The sequence below is a fragment of the Psychromonas sp. SA13A genome (assembly GCF_011378715.1).
Taxonomy (GTDB): Bacteria; Pseudomonadota; Gammaproteobacteria; order Enterobacterales; family Psychromonadaceae; genus Psychromonas.
The window spans coordinates 69,040-90,885 of the sequence record NZ_WTKU01000006.1 but is presented as its reverse complement, the minus strand read 5'-3'; the positions used below and the strand labels follow the sequence as shown (position 1 = coordinate 90,885).

At 37.5% G+C, this 21,846-nt stretch carries 21 protein-coding genes; 8 read left to right on the top strand and 13 right to left on the bottom strand.

Going from position 1 to position 21,846, the window contains the following annotated elements; translation table 11 throughout:
* Positions 1–2: 2 nt before the first annotated feature.
* The gene (locus GQR44_RS07785; RefSeq protein WP_205963006.1) at positions 3–434 is read left to right on the top strand and encodes a ClpXP protease specificity-enhancing factor; all 432 of its coding nucleotides are present in this window, start codon (positions 3–5) and stop codon (positions 432–434) included.
* Between the two features lie 335 nt (positions 435–769).
* Here GQR44_RS07785 and GQR44_RS07780 read toward each other — a convergent pair whose 3' ends face one another.
* The 9 genes from GQR44_RS07780 to miaB form a co-directional block, all read right to left on the bottom strand.
* The gene (locus GQR44_RS07780) at positions 770–1,738 is read right to left on the bottom strand and encodes an alpha-L-glutamate ligase-like protein (RefSeq protein ID WP_166370963.1); all 969 of its coding nucleotides are present in this window, start codon (positions 1,736–1,738) and stop codon (positions 770–772) included.
* A 3-nt stretch (positions 1,739–1,741) separates the two neighbouring features.
* On the bottom strand, positions 1,742–3,268 hold the full coding sequence (locus GQR44_RS07775; RefSeq protein ID WP_166370961.1) for an inactive transglutaminase family protein: 1,527 nt from the start codon (positions 3,266–3,268) through the stop codon (positions 1,742–1,744).
* A gap of 9 nt (positions 3,269–3,277) precedes the next feature.
* Positions 3,278–4,069 carry an ATP-dependent zinc protease gene (locus GQR44_RS07770; protein WP_166370959.1) on the bottom strand — a complete coding sequence of 264 codons (792 nt, stop codon included), beginning with the start codon at positions 4,067–4,069 and terminating at the stop codon, positions 3,278–3,280.
* Between the two features lie 101 nt (positions 4,070–4,170).
* Positions 4,171–5,541 (bottom strand): MATE family efflux transporter, encoded by a 1,371-nt coding sequence (locus GQR44_RS07765; protein WP_166370957.1) that lies wholly within the window; start codon positions 5,539–5,541, stop codon positions 4,171–4,173.
* 64 nt (positions 5,542–5,605) lie between these two features.
* A complete protein-coding gene (lnt, locus tag GQR44_RS07760) occupies positions 5,606–7,240 on the bottom strand; it encodes an apolipoprotein N-acyltransferase (RefSeq protein ID WP_166370955.1) in 1,635 nt (544 codons plus the stop codon).
* The gene (locus GQR44_RS07755) at positions 7,237–8,109 is read right to left on the bottom strand and encodes a transporter associated domain-containing protein (RefSeq protein ID WP_166370953.1); all 873 of its coding nucleotides are present in this window, start codon (positions 8,107–8,109) and stop codon (positions 7,237–7,239) included. The genes lnt and GQR44_RS07755 overlap by 4 nt, the downstream gene beginning before the upstream one ends.
* Before the next feature lie 9 nt (positions 8,110–8,118).
* Positions 8,119–8,595: an rRNA maturation RNase YbeY gene (ybeY, locus tag GQR44_RS07750; protein WP_166370951.1), complete on the bottom strand. Its 477-nt coding sequence runs from the start codon at positions 8,593–8,595 to the stop codon at positions 8,119–8,121.
* Positions 8,595–9,629 (bottom strand): PhoH family protein, encoded by a 1,035-nt coding sequence (locus tag GQR44_RS07745; RefSeq protein WP_166370949.1) that lies wholly within the window; start codon positions 9,627–9,629, stop codon positions 8,595–8,597. Before GQR44_RS07745 ends, ybeY begins: the two co-directional genes overlap by 1 nt.
* 46 nt (positions 9,630–9,675) lie before the next feature.
* Positions 9,676–11,097, bottom strand: coding sequence for a tRNA (N6-isopentenyl adenosine(37)-C2)-methylthiotransferase MiaB (miaB, locus tag GQR44_RS07740; protein WP_166370947.1), 1,422 nt, complete (start codon positions 11,095–11,097; stop codon positions 9,676–9,678).
* Positions 11,098–11,352: 255 nt separating this feature from the next.
* On the opposite strand from miaB, the gene GQR44_RS07735 reads away from it, so the two are divergent.
* Entirely contained in the window at positions 11,353–12,537 is a 1,185-nt protein-coding gene (locus tag GQR44_RS07735; RefSeq protein ID WP_166370945.1) for an FAD-dependent monooxygenase, read from the top strand.
* 193 nt (positions 12,538–12,730) lie between these two features.
* Here the strand turns inward: GQR44_RS07735 and GQR44_RS07730 are convergent, their stop codons facing one another.
* On the bottom strand, positions 12,731–14,416 hold the full coding sequence (locus tag GQR44_RS07730; RefSeq protein WP_346774332.1) for an NAD-dependent malic enzyme: 1,686 nt from the start codon (positions 14,414–14,416) through the stop codon (positions 12,731–12,733).
* Between the two features lie 208 nt (positions 14,417–14,624).
* Positions 14,625–15,533: a LysR family transcriptional regulator gene (locus GQR44_RS07725; RefSeq protein WP_166370941.1), complete on the bottom strand. Its 909-nt coding sequence runs from the start codon at positions 15,531–15,533 to the stop codon at positions 14,625–14,627.
* A gap of 293 nt (positions 15,534–15,826) precedes the next feature.
* Here GQR44_RS07725 and GQR44_RS07720 point away from each other — a divergent pair, with 293 nt between their 5' ends.
* Positions 15,827–16,513: a type 1 glutamine amidotransferase domain-containing protein gene (locus GQR44_RS07720; protein WP_166370939.1), complete on the top strand. Its 687-nt coding sequence runs from the start codon at positions 15,827–15,829 to the stop codon at positions 16,511–16,513.
* A gap of 205 nt (positions 16,514–16,718) precedes the next feature.
* On the opposite strand, the gene GQR44_RS07715 is transcribed toward GQR44_RS07720, so the two are convergent.
* Entirely contained in the window at positions 16,719–16,913 is a 195-nt protein-coding gene (locus GQR44_RS07715) for a CPXCG motif-containing cysteine-rich protein (RefSeq protein ID WP_166370937.1), read from the bottom strand.
* Between the two features lie 448 nt (positions 16,914–17,361).
* On the opposite strand from GQR44_RS07715, the gene GQR44_RS07710 reads away from it, so the two are divergent.
* The 5 genes from GQR44_RS07710 (at position 17,362) to GQR44_RS07690 (ending at position 20,880) form a co-directional block, all read left to right on the top strand.
* Entirely contained in the window at positions 17,362–18,306 is a 945-nt protein-coding gene (locus GQR44_RS07710; RefSeq protein WP_166370935.1) for a hypothetical protein, read from the top strand.
* 59 nt (positions 18,307–18,365) lie between these two features.
* A complete protein-coding gene (locus tag GQR44_RS07705) occupies positions 18,366–18,959 on the top strand; it encodes a DJ-1/PfpI family protein (protein ID WP_166370933.1) in 594 nt (197 codons plus the stop codon).
* Between the two features lie 134 nt (positions 18,960–19,093).
* Positions 19,094–19,729, top strand: a complete 636-nt coding sequence (locus GQR44_RS07700) for a LysE family transporter (protein ID WP_166370931.1) — start codon at positions 19,094–19,096, stop codon at positions 19,727–19,729.
* A gap of 83 nt (positions 19,730–19,812) precedes the next feature.
* Positions 19,813–20,130: a quaternary ammonium compound efflux SMR transporter SugE gene (gene sugE, locus GQR44_RS07695; RefSeq protein WP_166370929.1), complete on the top strand. Its 318-nt coding sequence runs from the start codon at positions 19,813–19,815 to the stop codon at positions 20,128–20,130.
* A gap of 33 nt (positions 20,131–20,163) precedes the next feature.
* Positions 20,164–20,880, top strand: coding sequence for an NAD(P)H-binding protein (locus tag GQR44_RS07690; RefSeq protein ID WP_240923595.1), 717 nt, complete (start codon positions 20,164–20,166; stop codon positions 20,878–20,880).
* Positions 20,881–21,036: 156 nt separating this feature from the next.
* Here the strand turns inward: GQR44_RS07690 and budA are convergent, their stop codons facing one another.
* Positions 21,037–21,837 (bottom strand): acetolactate decarboxylase, encoded by an 801-nt coding sequence (gene budA, locus GQR44_RS07685; protein WP_166370927.1) that lies wholly within the window; start codon positions 21,835–21,837, stop codon positions 21,037–21,039.
* Positions 21,838–21,846: the final 9 nt, after the last annotated feature.

Genomic DNA, 21,846 nt, shown 5'->3' with positions numbered 1-21,846 from the left:
AAATGTTAGTACAACGTCCTTATTTAATGCGCGCTTTCTATGACTGGATAGTTGATAGTGAATGCACGCCTCATGTAATTGTCGATGCGACCAAACCACATGTTGATGTACCATTACAATTTGTAGAAAATGGCAAAATTGTATTAAATATTGCGCCACGCTCTGTGCTTGATTTTTCATTAGATGATAATGCGTTATCCTTTAATGCTCGATTCTCAGGCATACCTACACAAGTTTATGTGCCTATGTATGCTATTGAAGGTATTTATGCGCGTGAGAATGGCGCAGGTACTATTTTTCCCGATGAGCCAGCGTATGATGAATATGATGCGCCTATGCAAGCCGTTGAAGATAAGAAACAAGTACAGCAAGATGCAAAAGGCACTAATACAAAAGGTACTAACAAAAAATCGTTTCTTACTGTTGTTAAGTAGCTAAATACTAGTGGTTAAGTAGTTAAGTAGTTAAGTAGTTAAGTAGTTAAGTAGTTAAGTAGTTAAGTAGTTAAGTACTTAACTACAGTATATAAAACTTTTAGTTATACCTTGAAAAACCGAGCTTACTCGGTTTTTTTATAACTTTTAAAGTCAGTAAATCAATGGCTTAGGAAGTTGCTGACGAATCTGAGCATGCGGATTTATGCATTAAAAAATAAATAATCAAAGATTAGCTTATGAAAGTAAAAAGCCGATAACAGGATATGTTATCGGTTTTTTCGTATGTGCTGAGTCAGCCTTTAAAAAGAATGCTACTTAATATTTAATTATGTTCACTCTGTTTCTATTAAGGGCGTTTCTGCAAAATGTTGTTTAGAAAAAGCAACGCGCTCTTCCACGGTCATTTTGTCTGCATCCTTTAAACTTTCCACTAATTTAAGGCGAGGCAAGATGCCGGTGCCATTAGCAATTTGAATAGCCAATCCAGGGCGAGCATTGAGTTCTAATAGCATTGGTCCTAAATCGCGATCTAATACCATATCCGTTCCTAGGTAGCCCATCCCTGTCATCTCGTAGCAACTAGCTGCTAAGTAAATCAAACGTTCCCAGTTAGGCACTACAAGCAATTTTAACTCTTTATCTGTGTCAGGGTGGCGTTCAACAGGTAAGTCGAACTGAACCGCATTAATGGCTTTTCCTGTTGCGATATCAATGCCAACACCGACAGCACCTTGATGTAAATTTGCTTTGCCATCGGAAGCGGCCGTTGAAAGGCGCATCATTGCCATCACAGGAAAACCTTTAAATACGATAACACGTACATCAGGAACACCTTCAAAGCTAAAACCATCAAATGCACTATCAAATTGAATTAAACCTTCGATCACCGCAACATCTGCGCTACCACCTAAGCTGAATAAGCCCGCTAAGATATCCGTTACATGACGTTTGATCTCTGAAAGGCTTTCTTCATTACCATTGGATTTATAATAGCGACCATTTTCAACTTTAGTAATAACAAGAATACCCTTACCACCACTGCCTTTAGCGGGTTTTATTACAAAGCCTGGAGTATTAGTAATGAATTGTTCTACAGTTTCTACTTCCGCTTGCATGGTGATCACACCTAAAAGAGCAGGGGTAGTGACATTTGCATCGCGCGCAATAATTTTAGTTTTTAATTTATTATCCACTAAAGGATATAAACGTCTAGGGTTGTAACGGCCGATATAGCGGCTATTACGTTCATTCATACCCATTATGCCTTTTTTCTTTAACTTAAAAGGGCTACTGAAAAACATGCGCTACTCCTTGTCCACTAATGGCTTGAAGCGGCGTAATTCTAATAAGCGGTAACCAGTGTAACTACCCAGTAATAATACTAGCGCCATGACCACAAATTGCAGTCCGATAAAGTTAAACATTAGGTGTCTAGTGACATCATTACTCATTACAAAGTAAGCAAATACAGCCACGATCAAACTACCGCCACCTTGCTTGAATACTTCTTTAGCACCTTCCTCTTCCCATAACACTGACATGCGCTCGATGGTCCAAGATAAGATGATCATTGGGAAGAAGGTGATTTTGAGGCCTTCGGTTAAGCCAAGTTTATAAGACAAAACACCAAATAGGGCGATTAGTAAGATAACCATTATTATCACTGTCGATATCCGTGAAACGAGTAATAAATTTAGGTGAGAAAGATAGGAGCGAATGAATAAACCTACTGCCACCAACATCACAAAGCCGACAATACCAGTGATTAAGCTAGTTTGAATAAAGGCCATTGCGATCAATACCGGCATGAAAGTACCAGATGTTTTTAAACCAATCAAAACACGCATCATAACTACGATCAGCACACCCAATGGAATCATTAAGATGCCTTTAAACAAAGACTGATCTTCAATAGGTAAACTATGGATCGAGAAATTGAATAAATGTTCGTTGTCATTCTTTTGCAAAATAGCCGCTAACGCTGGTTGGTCTTGCTGAATCATTGAGAAGCTGACTTTAGAGTTCACTCCTCCAGTTAATTCTAATAATGCTTTACCACTTTGATCCCACAGTAATAGATCTTTGCGATCCACCTCTTGAAGGCTTGAAGCATCAAATAAGCGAGATTCAATTTTTCCATTTTTTTCTTGGAAAACTTCAACCAAAGGTTGCAAATGCTGACGACGACGACCATCTTCTAAAGCTAATGCTCCCACTTTTTTAGTAGGAATTTTAGCTTCGTTAAGTAATCCAATCAGAATGTTTGTTTTAGAGCTTTTAGACGCAAGGACTAATCTTATGCTTTGATTAGGCTGTTCAGTGTTTAATTGCTTTAAAATTTCGCGGGTGAAACTAAAAGCATCTGCACTAGTTTTAAAGGCATCTTTAATAATATCAGTGCCAGCGGCTAAGCCAGCAGCACCATATTCAGTATCAAATAACTCAGGCATCTTAGTGATGGGTTGATCCACACTATCACTATCAACTAACAGCTGAATATTATAATAAAGTGTCTGAGGACCTGTCGCTTGGCGGATTGTCCATTGTGCTTGTGGTTTATTATCTTCATATAAAAAAGATAAACCGTAACCCGGAGAAGCTGCATTTTGACTGATTTGCGTATAGCCCGCTTGGCTATTTGGCGTACTCAATGAGGCGAGTACAGGTTTTCCAGTCGCTTCAAATTCAATCTTGGCATCAATATTCCAGACCGACCGTGTTTCACCTGGCATCCAAGGAATATCAAAAGCCAAATGGCGTTGTACTGTTTGAAACACACCCAGTAAAAAAAGTCCTGCTACTAAGGTGAAAAAGAAAATACGAGCATTCATGGGGGTTTCCTATTTATTATCTTCAGCTTGATACTTAGGATGAATATAATCTTGGCTAACATCAACAATCATCACGTCTTGTATAAAGCTACGCCCAATGAGTACTGCATAGTCCATATGTTGACGGTCGGTTAAGGTAAATTCAGATTGTTGAGTAATACCACCCATACGAACATTAAGCTTGATCACTGGACGTCGATCTCTTTCACCAGGTTCACTAGACTGTAATATTTTCACGTAACGATCTATTCTTGCTTCAATGATGTTGGCTTCTGCATCTTTATCGTGTGCGATGTTAAATCGAACCCAATTTTTACCATCACGTTCAAAATGTTGAATATTCACCGCGTTAATTGACGAGGTAGCGGCACCAGTATCAACACGTGCTCTAAAACTTTTCTTCGCTTTATTGATATATAGCCATTCAGTTTGACCCAATACCGTTTTATCTAGATAAATATCGCGTTTGCTCACTTTGCTAACTACAACATTGCTTCTTTTGGGTGTTTTTGCTGCAGCAGCTTTTTGTTTTGCTATTTGCTGAGCTAATTGTTGGTTAAGTGTTTGCGCTTCTTTTTGGGTTTTTTCTAAGTCAGTTTGTACAGCTTCTAATGAGTTTTGTTTTTGCTCAATATCTGCTTTAGAAGTCATTAATTCAGTTTCTAACTCTGTAATTTTTGTCGCTTGTTCGGTGAGTGTTTGCTGAATTTTTTGTTCAGTTTCAGTAGTAGAAATAGAGATACATCCAACGGTCAAAAATAGTGAAGTAAGTGTTATAATGGCCGTTTTTTTTAAAAACATGCGATTTCCTTAGCGTTAGTTAAAAATCAAAAAAATATGGTATCAGTTTGCGTTATAAATAGCAGTGATAAATTGTTTGTGACGCCCTTTATCGTTCAGGTTTAAGTAGGTAATACATTCCTAAGCCAGTGTTTTTTGTGCACACGATGAATGACTAATATTACTTTTATTAACTCTTCGGAAAGCGTAACAATATAAGCTTCTACTAAACTGAAATTATAATAAGTAACTGCAACGTAAGTCAGTGGAATACCAACACACCACATGCAAAAAATATCCATAAACGTACTGTAATTGATATCTCCACCGCTGCGTAATACGCCAATAATACCGATAAAGTTCACAACACGAATAAACAGGGCACAAGCAAGTACCAGTAACACTTGTGATGCGCTCGCATTAGCGGACGCAGAAAGTGAAGGAAATAGCGATAATACCGGCTCTCTAAAATAAATGATCAGCGGTATAAATATAAATGCTAAAACCGGCACAAATAAAATAAATGTCCAAGCCTGTTGCCAAGCTCTATCGAATGCTTTTGCTCCTAGCTCATGACCAATCATGGTACCACTCGCAATTGCTACGCCGATAAATAAGGCGAATATCGTTTGTTCTATCGTCGATACCATGCTCATTACTGCTAGTTCTTGCACACCAATCATGGCAAAGATCAGCGTGTAAACAAAAACACCTAAAGCCCATCCGCTATCATGCAATATCATTGGAATTGCAAGTTTCAAATAACGTTTGATGTCTAACAGCGATAAAGCAGTCTTTATCTCTACTAAACTGGCTAAGATAAAAGGCCTTTTTTTAGCAATAAATAATATCAATAATAGCATTTGAATAGCGCGAGCTAAAAAAGTTCCCCAAGCACTGCCTTCTACTCCCATAGCGGGGAAACCAGCATGCCCAAATATTAAGATATAGTTAAAAAAAGCGTTCAGTGGCAGCACTAAAAAACTAATATTCATGGCCGTTTTAGTATCGCCAGCAGAACGTAGTGCGGTTTCTAATGGTAAGACGACTGCGATAAATAAAAAGCTGTAGGCTGTGATTTTTAAATATTGGTTAGCAAAAACAAGCAATACAGGGTCATCACTGGCTAAACTTGTGACAGTGCTTGGTGAGAGCACATAAAATGCAACAAAAGGTAGGGTGACAACAAAACTAATTAATAAAGAGGTGATTAAACTACGACGTAAGCCTGAAAGCTCTTTGGCACCAAAATATTGAGCGGCGAGCACACCGCCTGCATGGCTGACACCGACCATCATTAATAAGTTAAAGAAAAATACTTTATTACCTAAGCCGACGGCAGCAATTTCAGATTCGCCAAGTTGACTCACCATCAGAATATCTACTAACCCGAGAAATGAATAAAGTAGTGATTGTAGAGTGATAGGTAGTGCCAAGGTCCACAATTTTTTTTGAAAGCTTTTATCGCGAAACGTAAGGATTTTATTTTTCATAACACGCCTTAATCAACCTCTGAGAGAGCAGTTTAGGAAATAGTTTTTGTGAAGGTACTGACGATTAAGCGGTTTGTCTTTTGTTTAAAATAAAAGCTGATAATAAAGCAAAAAAACAAAAAATAAATAAAGGGATTTGGCCCATTTTTTGATAGGGGGTTTGTCCATAGGCTGGCTGTATTGAACGTCTTAATACTGCGGCTGTATTTGATGGTAATCGCCCTAATTCATTACCCTTACTGTCATAGATAGCGGTGATCCCGTTATTGGTACTACGTAATAACGGACGTCCTAACTCAATAGCACGCATTCTGGCTATCTCTAAATGTTGTGCAGGGCCAATTGAGTGTCCAAACCAAGCATCATTGCTCAGGGTAATAATCATGCCCGTTTCTATACCAACATTTTTTCGCAATAGTTCGGGAAAGGCAATTTCATAACATAGTGAAGGGGCTAAGGTTGTTTGCTCAAAGCTTAGGTTTTTTTGCACTTCTGGGCCTCGATTAAAACTCGACATGGGTAAATTAAAATAAGGCGCTAACGGGCGTAAAATATCTTCAAAGGGCACAAACTCACCAATCGGTAAAAGGTGATGTTTATTATATCTATTTGGACTTATTGGTGAATAACCTTGTCCTTCAGGGAGTTTGCCAAGCATGATAATGGTATTAAAATACTCATTCTCTCTAATATTATAATTAATAATTCCGGTTAATAGAGTTTTTCCTTGTAGTGCCAACTCTTTTGATAAAGGTTGTAAAAAACGCTGCATGTCTATTTCCAAGCCTGCAATAGCGGATTCAGGCCAAATGATTAACTCATTATCATTAGTCTGCGCTTGGTTACTCTTTTGCGGAATAGTATCAGGGCTGTTTTTATTTGTTGCAGGAGAAATGAGCTTCGAACTTGCCTTGGACAAGTCTAAATATTTGAACAAAGAAGGGTACAGCTGGTCTGCTTTCCATTTTTCATTCTGATCGATGTTACCTTGCACTAATGCAACGTTGACCGCTGGTTGTAATTCGGTAAAGGTCAGTTGTTTTAAAGCATAACCACTCGACACTAAAAAAATAATTAACAAGCAAGATAAGCGCTGAAATTGTTTGATTAATATTAACGTCAGCGCACAACAAATAAGCATTACCGCTAAAGTGATGCCTTGCACACCAAATATAGGAGCAAACCCTGCTAATGGGGTATCTGCATGGCTGTAACCAAGGTAGGCCCAAGGCATACCCGTTAATACCCAACCCCGTAACCAATCCGTGAGCAACCACAAACTAGGTAAAATGAGTAGCAACCTAATAGCTGAACTATTTTCTGGTAATTTAATTTTATAACTTAACCATAACGCGAGGGTTGGAAATAAGGCGAGATAAGCACACAACACAACAATCAATAAGCCGCTAACAATACTCGGCATTCCGCCAAAAAGATCCATGCTGACATAGATCCAATGCATAGTGGCAATGAACATTGATAAGTTAAAACTAAAGCAGACTAAGAATAATTTTTTGTTTACTAATTGCGTTTGTTGCAGCAATAAAAACAAGCCAACAAAGGATGGGTATAAAACCCACCATTGTTGAAAAGGTGCAAAAGCAAATACTTGTATCGCGCCTAACAATACTGCAATTATTAATTGCGCGGCCAGAGAAGAGATGATCTTGCCCTGTAATTTGCTTAAGCTTTTTTTCAATCTCTTTTGAGCTCTTTTTTAAGTTCTTTTGGAACACGTACTTGTAACTGTACTAAGCGACGATTATCTGCATTAGTGACTTTAAACTTATGCTCTGCAATAGTTATTTTTTCACCACGGCTAGGTAAGTGACCTAGCTCATGCAAAATTAAACCGCCAATCGTATCTTGAATTTCAATATTATAATCAGTTTCAAAAAAAGCATTAAAATCAGCCAGAGTGGTGAGTGCACTTACAGTATAAGTACGTTTACCTATTTGACGAATTTCATCTTCTTCTTCGTAATCAAATTCATCTTCAATCTCACCCACAATCACTTCTAAAATATCTTCAATAGTGACCAAGCCAGATACACCACCGTACTCATCGACGACGATAGCCATATGGTAACGTTGACTGCGGAACTCTTTTAATAGGGTATCTAAGCGCTTACTCTCAGGCACCACTACGGCTTCTCTGAGAATATCTTCTATTTTAAAATCATCTGGATCCGAGCTGAAACCATATTGAATCAAGTCTTTTGCCAATAGCAAACCGACGACATGGTCTTTATCTTCTGTGATAACAGGAAAGCGGGAGTGTGCAGATCTGATAATTTCTGGCAACAACTCTTCAACAGGCTGATGTAAACCTAGGGTTACCATTTGTGAACGTGGGATCATGATGTCTCGAACGCGCATCTTAGATACGTCGATCACACCTTTTATCATTTCTTTGGTTTTTTGATCGATAACTTGGCGCTGTTTAGCGCTATCAATCACATCTAATAACTCTTCTTGACTCTTTGGCTCGCCTTGGAAAAGGTTGCCGATTTTATCGAGCAGGCCTTCTTTAGGCTGCTCGTTGCTAGAATGATAATCTTCCGACATTAATTTTATTTACTCTTTTTCGCTTAAATAAGGGTCACTGAAACCTAACTCAATCAGTAGTTTAGTTTCAATGCTTTCCATCTCTTCTGCTTCATCATCATCAATATGGTCGTAACCTAATAAATGCAGCGTACCATGTACTAGCATGTGTGCCCAATGTGAGGTCAACGCTTTCTGTTGTTCCATTGCTTCTTTTTCAACCACCTGTTTACAGATTACTAGATCCCCTAATAAGGGTAAAGTGATCCCAGGCGGATTTTGGAAAGGAAAAGATAAAACATTAGTTGGTTTATCTTTGTCTCTATATTGGTGATTCAACTGCTGACTTTCTTCACTATCTACAATACGCACCGTTAGTTCCGCATCATCGCGCATTTCATCGCTAGCTGCAAGGAGGGTTGTACTTATCCACTTTTCTAATTGGGCTAAGTCTGGCAGTGCTTGTTGGTCTTCAGTCGCCAGCTGTAAATCCACATAAAGTTCCATTACGCGTTACTCGCTTCACTTTCTGCAATTTCTTTTTTTCTATCAAAGGCATCGTAAGCTTTCACAATACGCGCAACAACCGGATGGCGTACTACGTCATCGGCTAAGAAAAAGTTAAAACTGATACCTTCATCGACTTCGCCTAATACTTCAATGGCATGGCGTAAACCAGACTTTTGATGACGTGGTAAATCAATTTGCGTGATATCACCGGTAATAACCGCTGTAGAGTTAAAACCAATACGGGTCAGAAACATTTTCATTTGTTCTGTTGTCGTATTTTGGCTTTCATCCAAAATAACAAAAGCATCATTTAGAGTACGTCCGCGCATGTAAGCCAACGGTGCAATTTCAATGATATTTTTTTCAATTAGCTTTTCAACTTTTTCGAAACCTAACATTTCAAATAATGCGTCGTATAAAGGGCGTAAGTACGGATCTACTTTTTGTGATAAATCACCTGGTAGAAAACCTAGCTTTTCGCCTGCTTCAACCGCTGGGCGTGTTAATAGAATACGACGCACTTCTTGGCGTTCTAAGGCTTCAACTGCACAAGCCACAGCTAAGTAAGTTTTACCCGTGCCGGCAGGGCCAACACCAAAGGTAATATCATTACGTAAAATATTACTGACGTATTTAGTTTGGTTTTCACCGCGCGGTTTAATCACACCACGTTTAGTTTTAATGGTTAAACTTTTAAAACCAGGATCTTCAGAGGCTGGTTTTACTTCTAACAAACGATGTTCACTGAATAAATTCTGTAAAGCTAAATGTACATCTTCATCGGATAAGCGCGGTGCTTTGCCTTTAATAGGCTGTGTTTCAATGTACAAGTCATTTAATAAATCACTGCAAGCTTGGGCATAACGGTGTTCGCCTACTACTTGAAACTGCGCATCTTTATAAATGATTTCAACACCCAAACGGCGTTCAATTTGTTTAATATTATCGTCAAATGAACCGCATAAAACCGCTAAACGGTCTTTGTCTGCTGGGACTAATTCAAGATGTACTGTCGTTAATTTTGTGGTCAAATTGTAACGCCTTCTTTTGCTGAGCTAAAAATTATAAAAATAAAAATTAAGCTGGGATAAAAGTTTCAACACCAAGCTTATTTGCTTTTTTATTCACAATATCACTTGGTCGAATTGATTCACGTAGATTCATTTCTGATTCTCCACGGATAAACTTACCACGAATTGAGTTGGTATGTACTTCTGTAATTTCAACATCAACAAAACCACCGATTGAACGATGATCACCTTCGAAATTTACGATACGGTTGTTTTCAGTACGCCCACATAATTCCATGATGTTTTTACGAGAAGGGCCTTCAACTAAAATTCGTTGTACTGAGCCGACCATACGGCGACCAATCAATTGCGAATGCTGATGAATACGATCTTGTAAGATAGCTAAGCGTTTTTTCTTTGTTTCTAAGGTCACATCATCAGGCATATCTGCTGCTGGAGTGCCTGGACGTTGGCTATAAATAAAGCTGTAGCTAGTATCAAAACCAATAAAGTTAATCAGATCCATTGTTTGCTGAAAATCTTCATCCGTTTCATTTGGAAAACCAACGATAAAATCTGAGCTGATGGTCAGGTTAGGGCGAACTTCTTTTAATGCGGCAATTTTTTCTTTGTATTGCGCTATCGTGTGGCCACGTTTCATTAAGTTCAAAATACGATCCGCCCCTGCTTGAACAGGCAAATGCAAGAAATCAACTAATTCAGGTGTATCACGGTAAACGTCAATGATTTCATCAGTAAAATCAATTGGGTTACTGGTGGTATAACGTAAACGATCAATACCATCAATTGAGGCTACGTAACGTAATAATTCAGAAAAGCTACATTCTTCACCATCATGCATTGCACCAATGTATGAATTTACATTTTGACCCAATAAATTAATCTCACGCACACCTTGTTCTGCAAGCTGCGCAACTTCTAATAAAATGTCATCTAACGGACGGCTAACTTCTTCACCACGTGTATAAGGTACAACACAGAAAGTACAATATTTAGAACAACCTTCCATGATCGAAACAAAGGCCGTTGCACCGTCTGCTTTAGGCTCTGGCATTGAATCAAATTTTTCAATTTCAGGGAAACTAACGTCAACCACGTTACCTTTGTTTTCTTTCACATCTTGAATCATTTTTGGTAAACGGTGTAACGTTTGTGGTCCAAAAACAATATCTACATAAGGCGCACGACGACGTATAGCTTTACCTTCCTGTGAAGCAACACAGCCACCAACACCAATAATGATATTAGGATTTTTTTCTTTTAGTTTTCTCCAACGACCTAATTGGTGGAATACTTTTTCCTGCGCTTTCTCACGAATAGAACAGGTATTGAGTAAGATCACGTCAGCATCTTCTGCTTCATCAACAGAAACATATCCGTTGCTTGCACTTAAAAGGTCCGCCATCTTAGATGAATCGTATTCATTCATCTGACAACCCCAGGTTTTAACGTGTAATTTCATGCTCATATTCACTGCCTACTATGCTGACTAATTAGTGTGTTTCTTAAAACGAGGTCGCATTTTACGCATATCAAAGCAATCATGCTACTTTTTGTTTGCATGCTTTTCATTCACTTTTATTTTTATCTTGGTAACCGCTTGTATCTTGATTTTAAGCAATTAAAAAATCAGGTTAATTTTCCCAAGTCGCTTTCTTTTACGTACAATGGATATTCAATACCAATGCAAAAATTCAAGGTCAATTCAAAAATTGAGGGTGTAATGGCAAATAGAGAAATAATTATTGTTGGCGGTGGAATGGTCGGTGCGTTATCTGCATTATTACTCGCTCAGCATGGTGATACATTACACCTGATTGAAAAGTCTTCGGTACAAATGCCAGCGCAAGATGCCCCCTTTGACCTCCGTGTTTCAGCGTTTAGCGCGCAAAGTAAGCACTTACTTGAGCAAGCGGGAGTCTGGGACGATATTCCATTAGAGCGCTTATGTGCTTATCAAGGTTTACAGACGTGGGAAAAGGTCAGTCAAAAGTTAGTTTTTTCAAGTGATGATATAGGCGCAGAACAATTAGGTTATATCGCAGAGAATCGTTGGATCCAAGCGGTATTGTGGCAACGCCTTAAACAGTTAGCAAACGTTCACTTCTATGAAAATACTCAAGTAGTCGATATTACTCAAGGTCTTGAGCAAGATAATGGCAAAAACCATCAACGTGTGACAGTGACTCTTGCGGATCAGCAGATCATCAAAGCTGAGTTATTGCTTGCCTGTGATGGTGGTAACTCAGCAGTACGTAAACACTTACAAATGCCAGTTACAAGTTGGGATTATCGTCAACATTGTTTATTAATTAATATCACCACGGACTGCCCACAGCAAAGTGTCACGTGGCAAGAATTCAGAGAAACAGGGCCCTGTGCTTTTTTACCACTAGCGGGTAATAATGCGAGTTTAGTGTGGTATCACAGCCCACAGAAAATAAAGCAACTGCAAAGCTTAACTAACCAGCAACTCAAGCAAGCCATTCTAACTGAATTTCCTAAACTTGATTTTGATTTTGAAGTGCATAACAAAGGTGGGTTTCCATTGGTTCGACGCCATGCTAAACATTATTATCAAGGTAGTGTCGTTTTAGTTGGTGATGCTGCACATAGTATTAATCCATTGGCTGGACAAGGAGTTAACTTAGGATTTAAGGATGTGCAATGCCTTGTTGAATTACTCACTCAATGCAGTGATTTGCCGATACCTGAATTACTAAAACGCTACCAATGTCAGCGACGACCTGCCAATCTATTAATGCAAACAGGCATGGATGTGTTTTATAAAGTCAGTAAATCAGATGACCCATTGATTCGTATCATAAGAAAAAGCTTTTTAGGTGTAGCGCAACAATCGGGGCAGATTAAAAATAGAGTTATGCGTTATGCGATGGGAATTAATTAATAAGTATACTTGTTACCCATCGATATACTGAACTTCGCATCTTGAATGGTAACGGGCATACAAAAAAGCCGCTCATTGACTTTAGAAATTTCAAGTGCGGCTTTTTTGTTGTTCTTTTTTTATTTACAGTTAGCTAGTTAACAGTTAGCGAGGTTGTCGTTTAACTGTTCTTTCCTGAAACGAATTACTGTTCCTAGAAAGAAGTACGACGGTAGCTACGGTATTTAGGTAACCAGAAGTTGTCTTGCAAGCGACGTTGCATGTTCTCTTCTGTTACAGGCAATGCTAAATCATCTGCTATGGCTTGTTTTGCAACGGCGTAAGCTATTTTCTCACTGATCTCTCTAATCACTGCCAATGGCGGTAATAGTGCACCCGGTGCTTTATCATAATCCATTGATGCATCAGCTAAGGCTTGGCTAGCCGCCATTAACATATTGTCACTGATCCCTCTTGCGCGTGAGGCTAATACACCTAAACCAATACCTGGGAAAATATAGCTGTTATTACATTGCGATACTTCAAAAGATTGATCTTTAAATAGAGTGTTAGGGAATGGGCTGCCCGTTGCAATAATCGCTTTGCCATTACTCCAATTAGTAATATCTTGCGGTGTTCCTTCAACGCGAGAAGTTGGGTTTGACAGCGGTAATACAATCGGATTTTCAGTATTTGCACATAAGCTTTCAATAATGCTTTGCGTAAATAAACCTGTTTGACCACTAACACCAAATAACACGGTTATCTTAGCTTGTTTAACCACTTGCTCTAACCCTAATGGTTGGCTGTGATCCCAGTTTTCGATATCAGTTGCCTTTTGTACTAAAGACGTTTGGAAACTTTGTAAGTCAGTCATGTTATCCGTTAATAAACCATAACGGTCAACCATAAATACACGCTTGCGAGCTTGTTCTTCAGTCAAACCTTCACGTTGCATTTGTCTAATAATATGCTCAGCTATACCACAACCTGCAGAGCCAGCGCCTAAAAAGGCAATATTTTGTTGGCTAAGCTTTTGCCCTTTATTTAAACAAGCCGCTATCAGCGTACCTACGGATACGGCAGCAGTACCTTGAATATCATCATTGAAACAACATAGTTGATCGCGATATTTGTTTAACAATGGTGTCGCATTGGTTTGTGCAAAATCTTCAAATTGTAATAACACCTCTGGCCAACGACGTTTCACCGCTTGAATAAATAAATCTACAAATTCATTATACTCTTCGCCTGTGATGCGAGGGTTGCGCCAGCCCATGTACATTGGGTCATTAATTAGTTGGCTATTATTAGTACCTACATCTAATAAAATAGGTAAGCAATGCGCTGGGCTAATACCGCCACAGGCTGTGTATAAGGCCAGTTTACCAATTGGGATCCCCATACCACCGATACCTTGATCGCCTAAACCTAAAATGCGTTCACCATCGGTCACTACAATCACTTTTACGTTTTGTTTAGTAGCATTCTGTAACATATCATCAATTTTATGACGTTCTGGGTAAGAGATGAATAGACCACGTTTACGGCGGTATATTTTAGAAAATTTCTCACAAGCTTGACCAACCGTAGGTGTATAAATCAACGGCATTACTTCTTCGATATGTTGCTCAATGAGGTGATGAAATAAGGTTTCATTAGTATCTTGGATGTTACGTAGGTAGATATGTTTATCAAGATCGCTTTTAAATGAAGACAGTTGCTGATATGCACGTAATGACTGCTCTTCAATGGTTTCAATAGTGTGTGGTAACAAACCCGTTAAATTAAAATTATCGCGTTCATCTGATGAAAAAGCGCTGCCTTTATTTAATAGTGGCGTTTCTAGCAGTGCAGGCCCTGCAAAGGGGATATATAAAGGACGTTTGAGTGGCATAATAAAATCTTCTTAGTGAATAAAAGTATGTCTTAATACATACCGATAATTAATTGTATAGGAATTCAACGAAGATCGGCTTAAAAGATGTTAAATTTTTGTTAACTAGCTGGGATCTGTTGTTCTTTTAACTTAACTTTTGTTTACAAAATAATATCAAAAGATCAACCTACCTAAAACAAAAACGTTTAAATTATACTCGAATTAATGCTTAACTCAGGCCCTGTTGACCTTTTTTAAAGTAATTTTTTAGGTAATCGATTAATAACCGCAATTTTTTAGATTCTGCAGCACCTGGAGGGAAGACGGCATACACCTCAATATCATTAAATTGATAGTCAGAGAGTAACTGCACTAAGCGTCCAGACTTTATTTTAGGCAGTGCATCATAACTTGGAATACGTCCTAAACCATGACCTCCCTCAACAAAAGCAGTACGTGCTGCGGCATTATTGGTGCTGATATTTCCTTTTAATTTAACGCTATAGGAACGACTTCCTTTTTTAAGTTCTAACGTAGTAGGTGCAAGTTTATAAAGGATCCATTGATGTGCCGTTAATTGAGCAGGAGTTGTAGGGCGTCCATGTTTTTGTAAATATTCAGGCGCAGCGCACAAGCAGGTATTCAAAGTTGATAGCTTAGTTGCCTGTAAACCAGAGTCAGCTAATTCCGCACCACGAATAGCAATATCAAAACCTTCTTTTATAATATTTACCACTTCATCACTGAGGTTTACATCTAGTTGAATATTAGGATAAAGCTTCGCAAAAGCATTCAACGCAGGCACGATGGCGTGTAACCCAACATTCATTGGGCAGGTTATTTTAATTAACCCCGTTGGGTTGTTTTTTAAGTTTTCTATTTGCTGATTTGCAGCTAAGGCTTGTTCGACAATCACTTTACACCGTTGATAATATTCGCTGCCAGCTTCAGTCAATGCAATGCTTCGAGTCGAGCGATTGAGCAGTTTAATACCTAATTGGCTTTCTAGTTTTTTAATATGGTAGCTAACAACGGCGCGTGACAATCCAACATGTTTTGCAGCTGCACTTAAACTACCTTGCTCAATAACTTGGGCAAACACCACCATACTTTTTAATTGTTCAAATGACAGTTCCACAGTGACCTCTTTTCTTCATTTATGGGTGTTGCTTAGAGTAATACATTGATTACTACACATGTTTTAATCTAATTGATTGATAGTAAATAATTTTATTATTTCGGCTATGACTCAACATGACTTATTCGCAAGTCAGATATCTCTAGTGCATGCTCATATAATTTTTTAATTGTATCAATTATTGTAACAATGTTGTTGATAAAGTATGCATTGTTCAATTTTGTGTAAGGTTTATACTTTTCAAATCAGCTAATAACTAGCTATTAAACACAATCAACATTAAGGGCATTATCATGAGTAAGAAAATATTAATGGTTCTAACATCACATGACAAACTAGGCGATACAGGCAATAAAACAGGCTTTTGGGTTGAAGAGTTTGCAGCCCCTTATTACGTTTTTAAAGATGCAGGTCTTGATATTACATTAGCATCGCCATTAGGTGGACAACCACCCATTGATCCATCAAGCGAGATGGAGGATTTTGTTACTGGCGCCACTAAACGTTTTGATGAAGATGCTGAAACAAAACAACAACTAGCTAATACAGTGGCGTTATCATCAGTGAATGAAGCTGATTACGATGCAATATTTTACCCTGGTGGCCATGGGCCATTATGGGATTTAGCGACAGATACTAAATCAATCAAATTGATTGAAGATTTTTTAGCGGCTAATAAACCGGTAGGGGCGGTATGTCATGCAAGTGCAGTATTATTAGATGTTAAAGATAGTGCCGGTGAATTTGCAGTTAAAGGTAAAGCGGTTTCTGGCTTTACGAATAGCGAAGAAGCTGCAGTTCAATTAACTGATATTGTGCCATTTTTAGTGGAAGATGAACTGATTAAACGCGGTGCAGATTACCAAAAAGTAGATGATTGGAATGCTTTTGCAGTACAAGATGGTTTGATTATTTCAGGTCAAAACCCTGCAAGTTCAGAGCTGGTGGCTGAAAAATTGTTAGCACATTTGAATGCTTAATGATTAACAATTGAGTTACCGTTGTTTAAGGTAACCTTTCTTATCATAAAAAGTTATCATAAAAAGTTATCATAAAAAGTTATCATAAAAAGTGACCATAAAAAATTAGCATATTAAAAAACCGCAATAAATAATATTTATTGCGGTTTTTTTGTGGATAAACCTATATGTAGTGGTTCGGTAAACATGTCTTAATGGCTGCCATCTAATAGCTATTATCACTACTCACATTAACACTTAATTCGCCGTTTTCATCATCACTAACAAAGAAGTTAATAGGTTGGCAGCACACTTGGCAATCTTCAATATATTCTTGATCGGTATCAGAGGGGTCAAGTAGTATGGTGATGGTTTCACCACAATAGGGGCAGTTGATCTCTTCTTCTTGCAGAAATGCCATGTTGTATCCTTTTCTTTATTTCAATTTCGCTTAATAGTAATTTAACACTTATTTTAATAATTGATGGTAATAATTCGTCTGCGTTCATCTATTCATTGTCGCCATTATTAGCTGTTATTTCGCCCTTGCGGCGACACTACTTTCTTTTGTCAGAAAAGAAAGTAGGCAAAGGAAATGACACCGAGTCACTTTCAGATCCAAGTTATCATTTTTTATTCAACAGTTTAAATTGATAAAAGTAAGGGTAGTATTTTACTTGGTCATTTTCTAAAAATTATAAATATCGCAATGAATAACTTTATATTAATCCAAGTTAATTTAAGCAATTTATTAAAGTATTAGGCTTAGTACGGTATTATCAAAATAAAGTAAAAATGATTGTTCGATCTATTCGTTTGGTAAATTTGAATATCATACTTAATCTATTATTATAATTTGAGGAAACTTCATGAGTAGTCAAATATCTCAGATGCTTAGTGTAGCTTTGGCTATCATCGTGTCATTTGTAATGAATTCAGGTCTTTCATATTTCATTAGTGATAATGGTGTTGTAACGATTGGTGATAAATTCGAATCTAAAGAGTTTATTTTTCAACCCTTAGATATTTCAAATTTTTCTGAGCATACTATTAATAACCTTAGATTCTCTATTCCATATGACGTAGATCTCTCATCGATAATAGTTTCTTCGGCGATACAAGTTGAGTTAGTAAAAAATTCAATATCACCAGAAGGAAAAAAAATTATAACAATGTCGAGCATAAAACCGACAACTAATGTCCGCCTTCTCATTCCTCTAAAAAATAATTCAGAACAATGTTGTGAAGCTTTAAATTTAAAAGATCTAAATTTCAGTTTAGAAAGTGATAAAAATATCCAAAGTAAATTTAATCTTGCTGTTGATCACGCATTTATAACAGCGATTATTTATGGTGTGTTTTTTTACATATTTTCTTTATTTAATAGTAATCAACTAAACCATAAATTGGGAAAAATTAGAAAGAAGAATGATGATATACAAAAAGAATATAACGACATTAAAGAAGAATATAACGACATTAAAGAAGAATATAGAACTAGTTCTTTAGTTATAAAAAAAGATCTGCTGTCAATTACTAATGAGCTTAAAGAGAATCGTTTATTATATAAACGGCAAAGATTGTTTTTGTTGAAAAGGATTGCTGAATACTCAAAAGAAATTCAGTTTTGGAGGGCTACTGTAAAGCAGATCTTAATAAATAATACAAGCTCTTCTGAAGTAGATAAAAAATTTACAGCTATTAGTGACAAACTAGATACAAGGTCTACGCATGGAAATATACATAAAGAGTATGAAGACTTTGAAGATCTAATTCCTTTAGTAGATGCAATAACGGAGCAAAGTCAAACATAACAATGTTATTTAAAATATATATTAAATATAGTTCGTTATTCAAGAAGGAAACATAACCGATGAATATTGGAATATACATATACGATAATGCAGAGGTACTTGATTTCTCTGGTCCATTTGAGGTGTTAAGTACCGCTAAGCGTTTGGCTGGGCATGATTGGAATATCTTCTTGATTGCCGAAAAACTGGCGCTTGTGCAGGCGCGAGGCGGGTTTCCTATACAACCACACTTTTGCTTTGATGCGCATCCCGATATTGATGTTCTGATAGTTGTTGGTGGCGTGCATACAGAGGAAGTTAAAAAAACAAATGTGATCGCTTGGGTGGCGAATGTTGCTGATAAATCAGAAAGGGTGCTATCAGTATGTACTGGTGCATTTATTTTGGCTGAAGCGGGATTGTTAGATGGTTTGACAGTCACCACGCACTGGCAAGATATTGATGATCTTAAGGCGGATTATCCGAAGTTAAAGGTAATAGATAATCAACGTTGGGTTTCTCAAGGCAAATATATTACATCGGGAGGTATTTCGGCTGGAATAGATATGAGTTTGCACTTAGTCTCCGAGCTAACAACATTCTCATTGGCAGAGAAAACGGCAAAGCAAATGGAATATCATTGGCAAAAATATCCATATTCTGAATGTAAATAAGCTACTCGAATATTTTTTGATGTGGATATAAATGGCTTTTATCACTTTAATACAAACTTTAAAAAATATACGCGGCATCAAATAAATGATATTGATGTCTGCATAAATAATTTTTCAACAACAGGGACTCATAAATGGACATCGCAAACTATCTACCCGAACTGCTTTCTGTCAGTGTGATTGCTATTTTTATGGCGATTAGTCCAGGTGCTGACTTTGTGGTGATCACGCGTAACAGTATGTTTCATGGAAGGCAGAGTGGCTTGTACTCTGCATTAGGCATAGGTTTGGCAATTTGGATCCATGTTGCTTATTCGATTGCAGGGTTGGCGATTATTATTTCAAAATCAATCATTTTATTCTCATTGATCAAATATTTAGGCGCGGCTTATCTTATTTATATTGGTTATAAGACCTTCACTTCCAAAGGTAAATTGAGCGCAGAAGGGCAAACGGTTGAGCCTAAGTTATCTCGTCTAGGGGCTGTCAAACTGGGTTTTATTACTAATGCATTAAACCCTAAAACAACACTATTCTTCTTGAGTTTGTTCACGCAAGTGGTTAATCCAACAACACCCGTTTGGGTGCAACTGTTATATGGATTAATCATCTGTTTAGCACATGTTTTATGGTTTACAGTGGTGTCGTTATTTTTTAGTCATCCTGCGTTGGTGAAAAAGTTTAATACTCATAAACAAAAGATTGAAAAAGTGGTTGGTAGTGTCTTAGTGGGATTTGGTGTTAAAGTTGCGCTCACTAGCGGTCAGTAATCGAACCTAAAAAATTAAAGAAGTGAGGACGGCCTCATCTCTCAATCTAATAGTGGGGACGACCCCAATAATGGGGGATGAGTATGAGTTGGTTTTTATTAGTGTTAGCAGGTTTGTTTGAAATTAGCTGGGCAGTTGGGTTGAAGTACACAGAAGGCTTTACAAAGTTGTGGCCAACCCTTTGGACGGTCTCCTCGTTGATCATAAGCTTCACTTTATTGGGGCTGGCAGTGAGAACTTTACCCGTCGGCACCGCTTATGGAGTGTGGGTTGGCATAGGTGCTATAGGTACGGCTATTTTAGGTATTGTATTATTCGGTGAATCAGCTTCTTTATTGAAATTTTTCAGCCTTGCTTTTATTTGTGTTGGCATTATCGGCCTTAAAATAGCACAAAGTTAAGCTGACTCATTTTCAACTAAGGTAGAACATAATATGAATTTAAAGAAAGTCATTATGCTAGGAGCAACCGGCGCAGTAGGTAATCAAGCTGCGCTGCAACTCTCTAAAATTCCGCAGTTAGGTCAATTAACCTTATTGGGGCGAAATCAAGCAAATAATATTGTTGGTGAAGTCATACAGCAACATCAAGTTGATGTTTGTAAACCGGATTCTTACTGTTCATTATTGCAGGGGCATGAGATTGCAATCTGTACTCTTGGTGTTGGACAACCTTCAAAAATGAGCAAACAAGCGTTTGTTGAAATTGACAAAATAGCGGTGTTAGATTTTGCAATCGCATGCAAAGCTGCAGGTATTACTCACTTTCAATTATTAAGTTCAGTGGGGGCTAGCGCAGCCTCACGTTCATTTTATTTACGCAGTAAAGGCGAACTTGAAGATGCGTTAAAAGCGCTTAATTTTGAACGATTAAGTTTGTTTCAACCCTCGATGATCATCACACCTAAAAACCGCTATGGATTATCACAAGCGCTGTTTTTAAAGTTTATGCCATTGCTTGACCCTCTATTAATTGGCTCTCTTAATAAATTTAGAAGTATCGTTGTTGATAGGTTAGGAAAGGCGATTGCTTTTAATGTGTTCACTGAATATGCAGATATAAATAAAAGCGAGACATTGCATTGGGCTGATTTTATTACGTTATCAATGAATATTAATAAATTAGATAACAGTATTGTTATCGATAAATGAGTTTAGGTTTAATGAACCATCGCGAACTGCTCACTATTATTCAGTAATTTAGGGCTTTAAAGCTAAAATGCCAACAATCATTGATAGAAAGTTGGCATTCAAATTATTTGTACAAATCTAGGAGTTAGTGATTTAACCTAAATATTGTTGAATCTTTTATTTATGCTTATTGGCTGCTGGAACCGCTACTTGTTGCAGTTTGTGTTCTCTAAATTTAGTCACTTGCGGCAATGTTAAGTTGATCTTGTTTATTTCTTCGATTTCAACGCTGACTTGATCAAAACTAATACCTTCAAGATGACCACCTAGTTTTTTATCGCTTGATACAAAATGAAAGTGCATGCCAGGAATGCTAATATTTCCTAGGTATTCAGGTGTATATAGCCCTACTAATGTCCCCTTAATATTTTCTTTGTTGTACATTACGCGTGTTTTTAAATACTCCATTAATGGCACTTTATCATTTTCAACTTTTTCTGCTGATGCCATTTTTAAGTGCTTGAAAGTACCTGTGATTTTGTAAGCATAGAAACTGTTTTTAGATGTCATTTGTGCGCTTAATTTATCACCGAGCTCTGCTAAGGAACTTACATCTTTTAATGTTATGTGTTGGTTAGGGTTAAATTTAAACATGCTCATATAAGGTGCTGTTAACTCTGCAGGTGCTTTGACTAATGATCCATCAAGTTCTATTTTATAAACCACACCATCAAGAGCTACTAGTTCACCATCAAGGTTATCGGCTGTGCCTAAACCCAATTCGCCTTTTTTAAGCATATCGGCAGGCGTAATATCGCCCGTATAAATTTGATTAACCAAAGCAAGCGGAAAGCCATATTGTTCAACTGTGTTTTCAACAGAAGGGGCAGAAAAAACACTAGCGCTGAATAAGCTGAATGCTAAAACCGCTAAGATACTTTTTTTGTTAAAGTGTGTATTGATAAAAGTTGTTTTCATAAGGCTTCC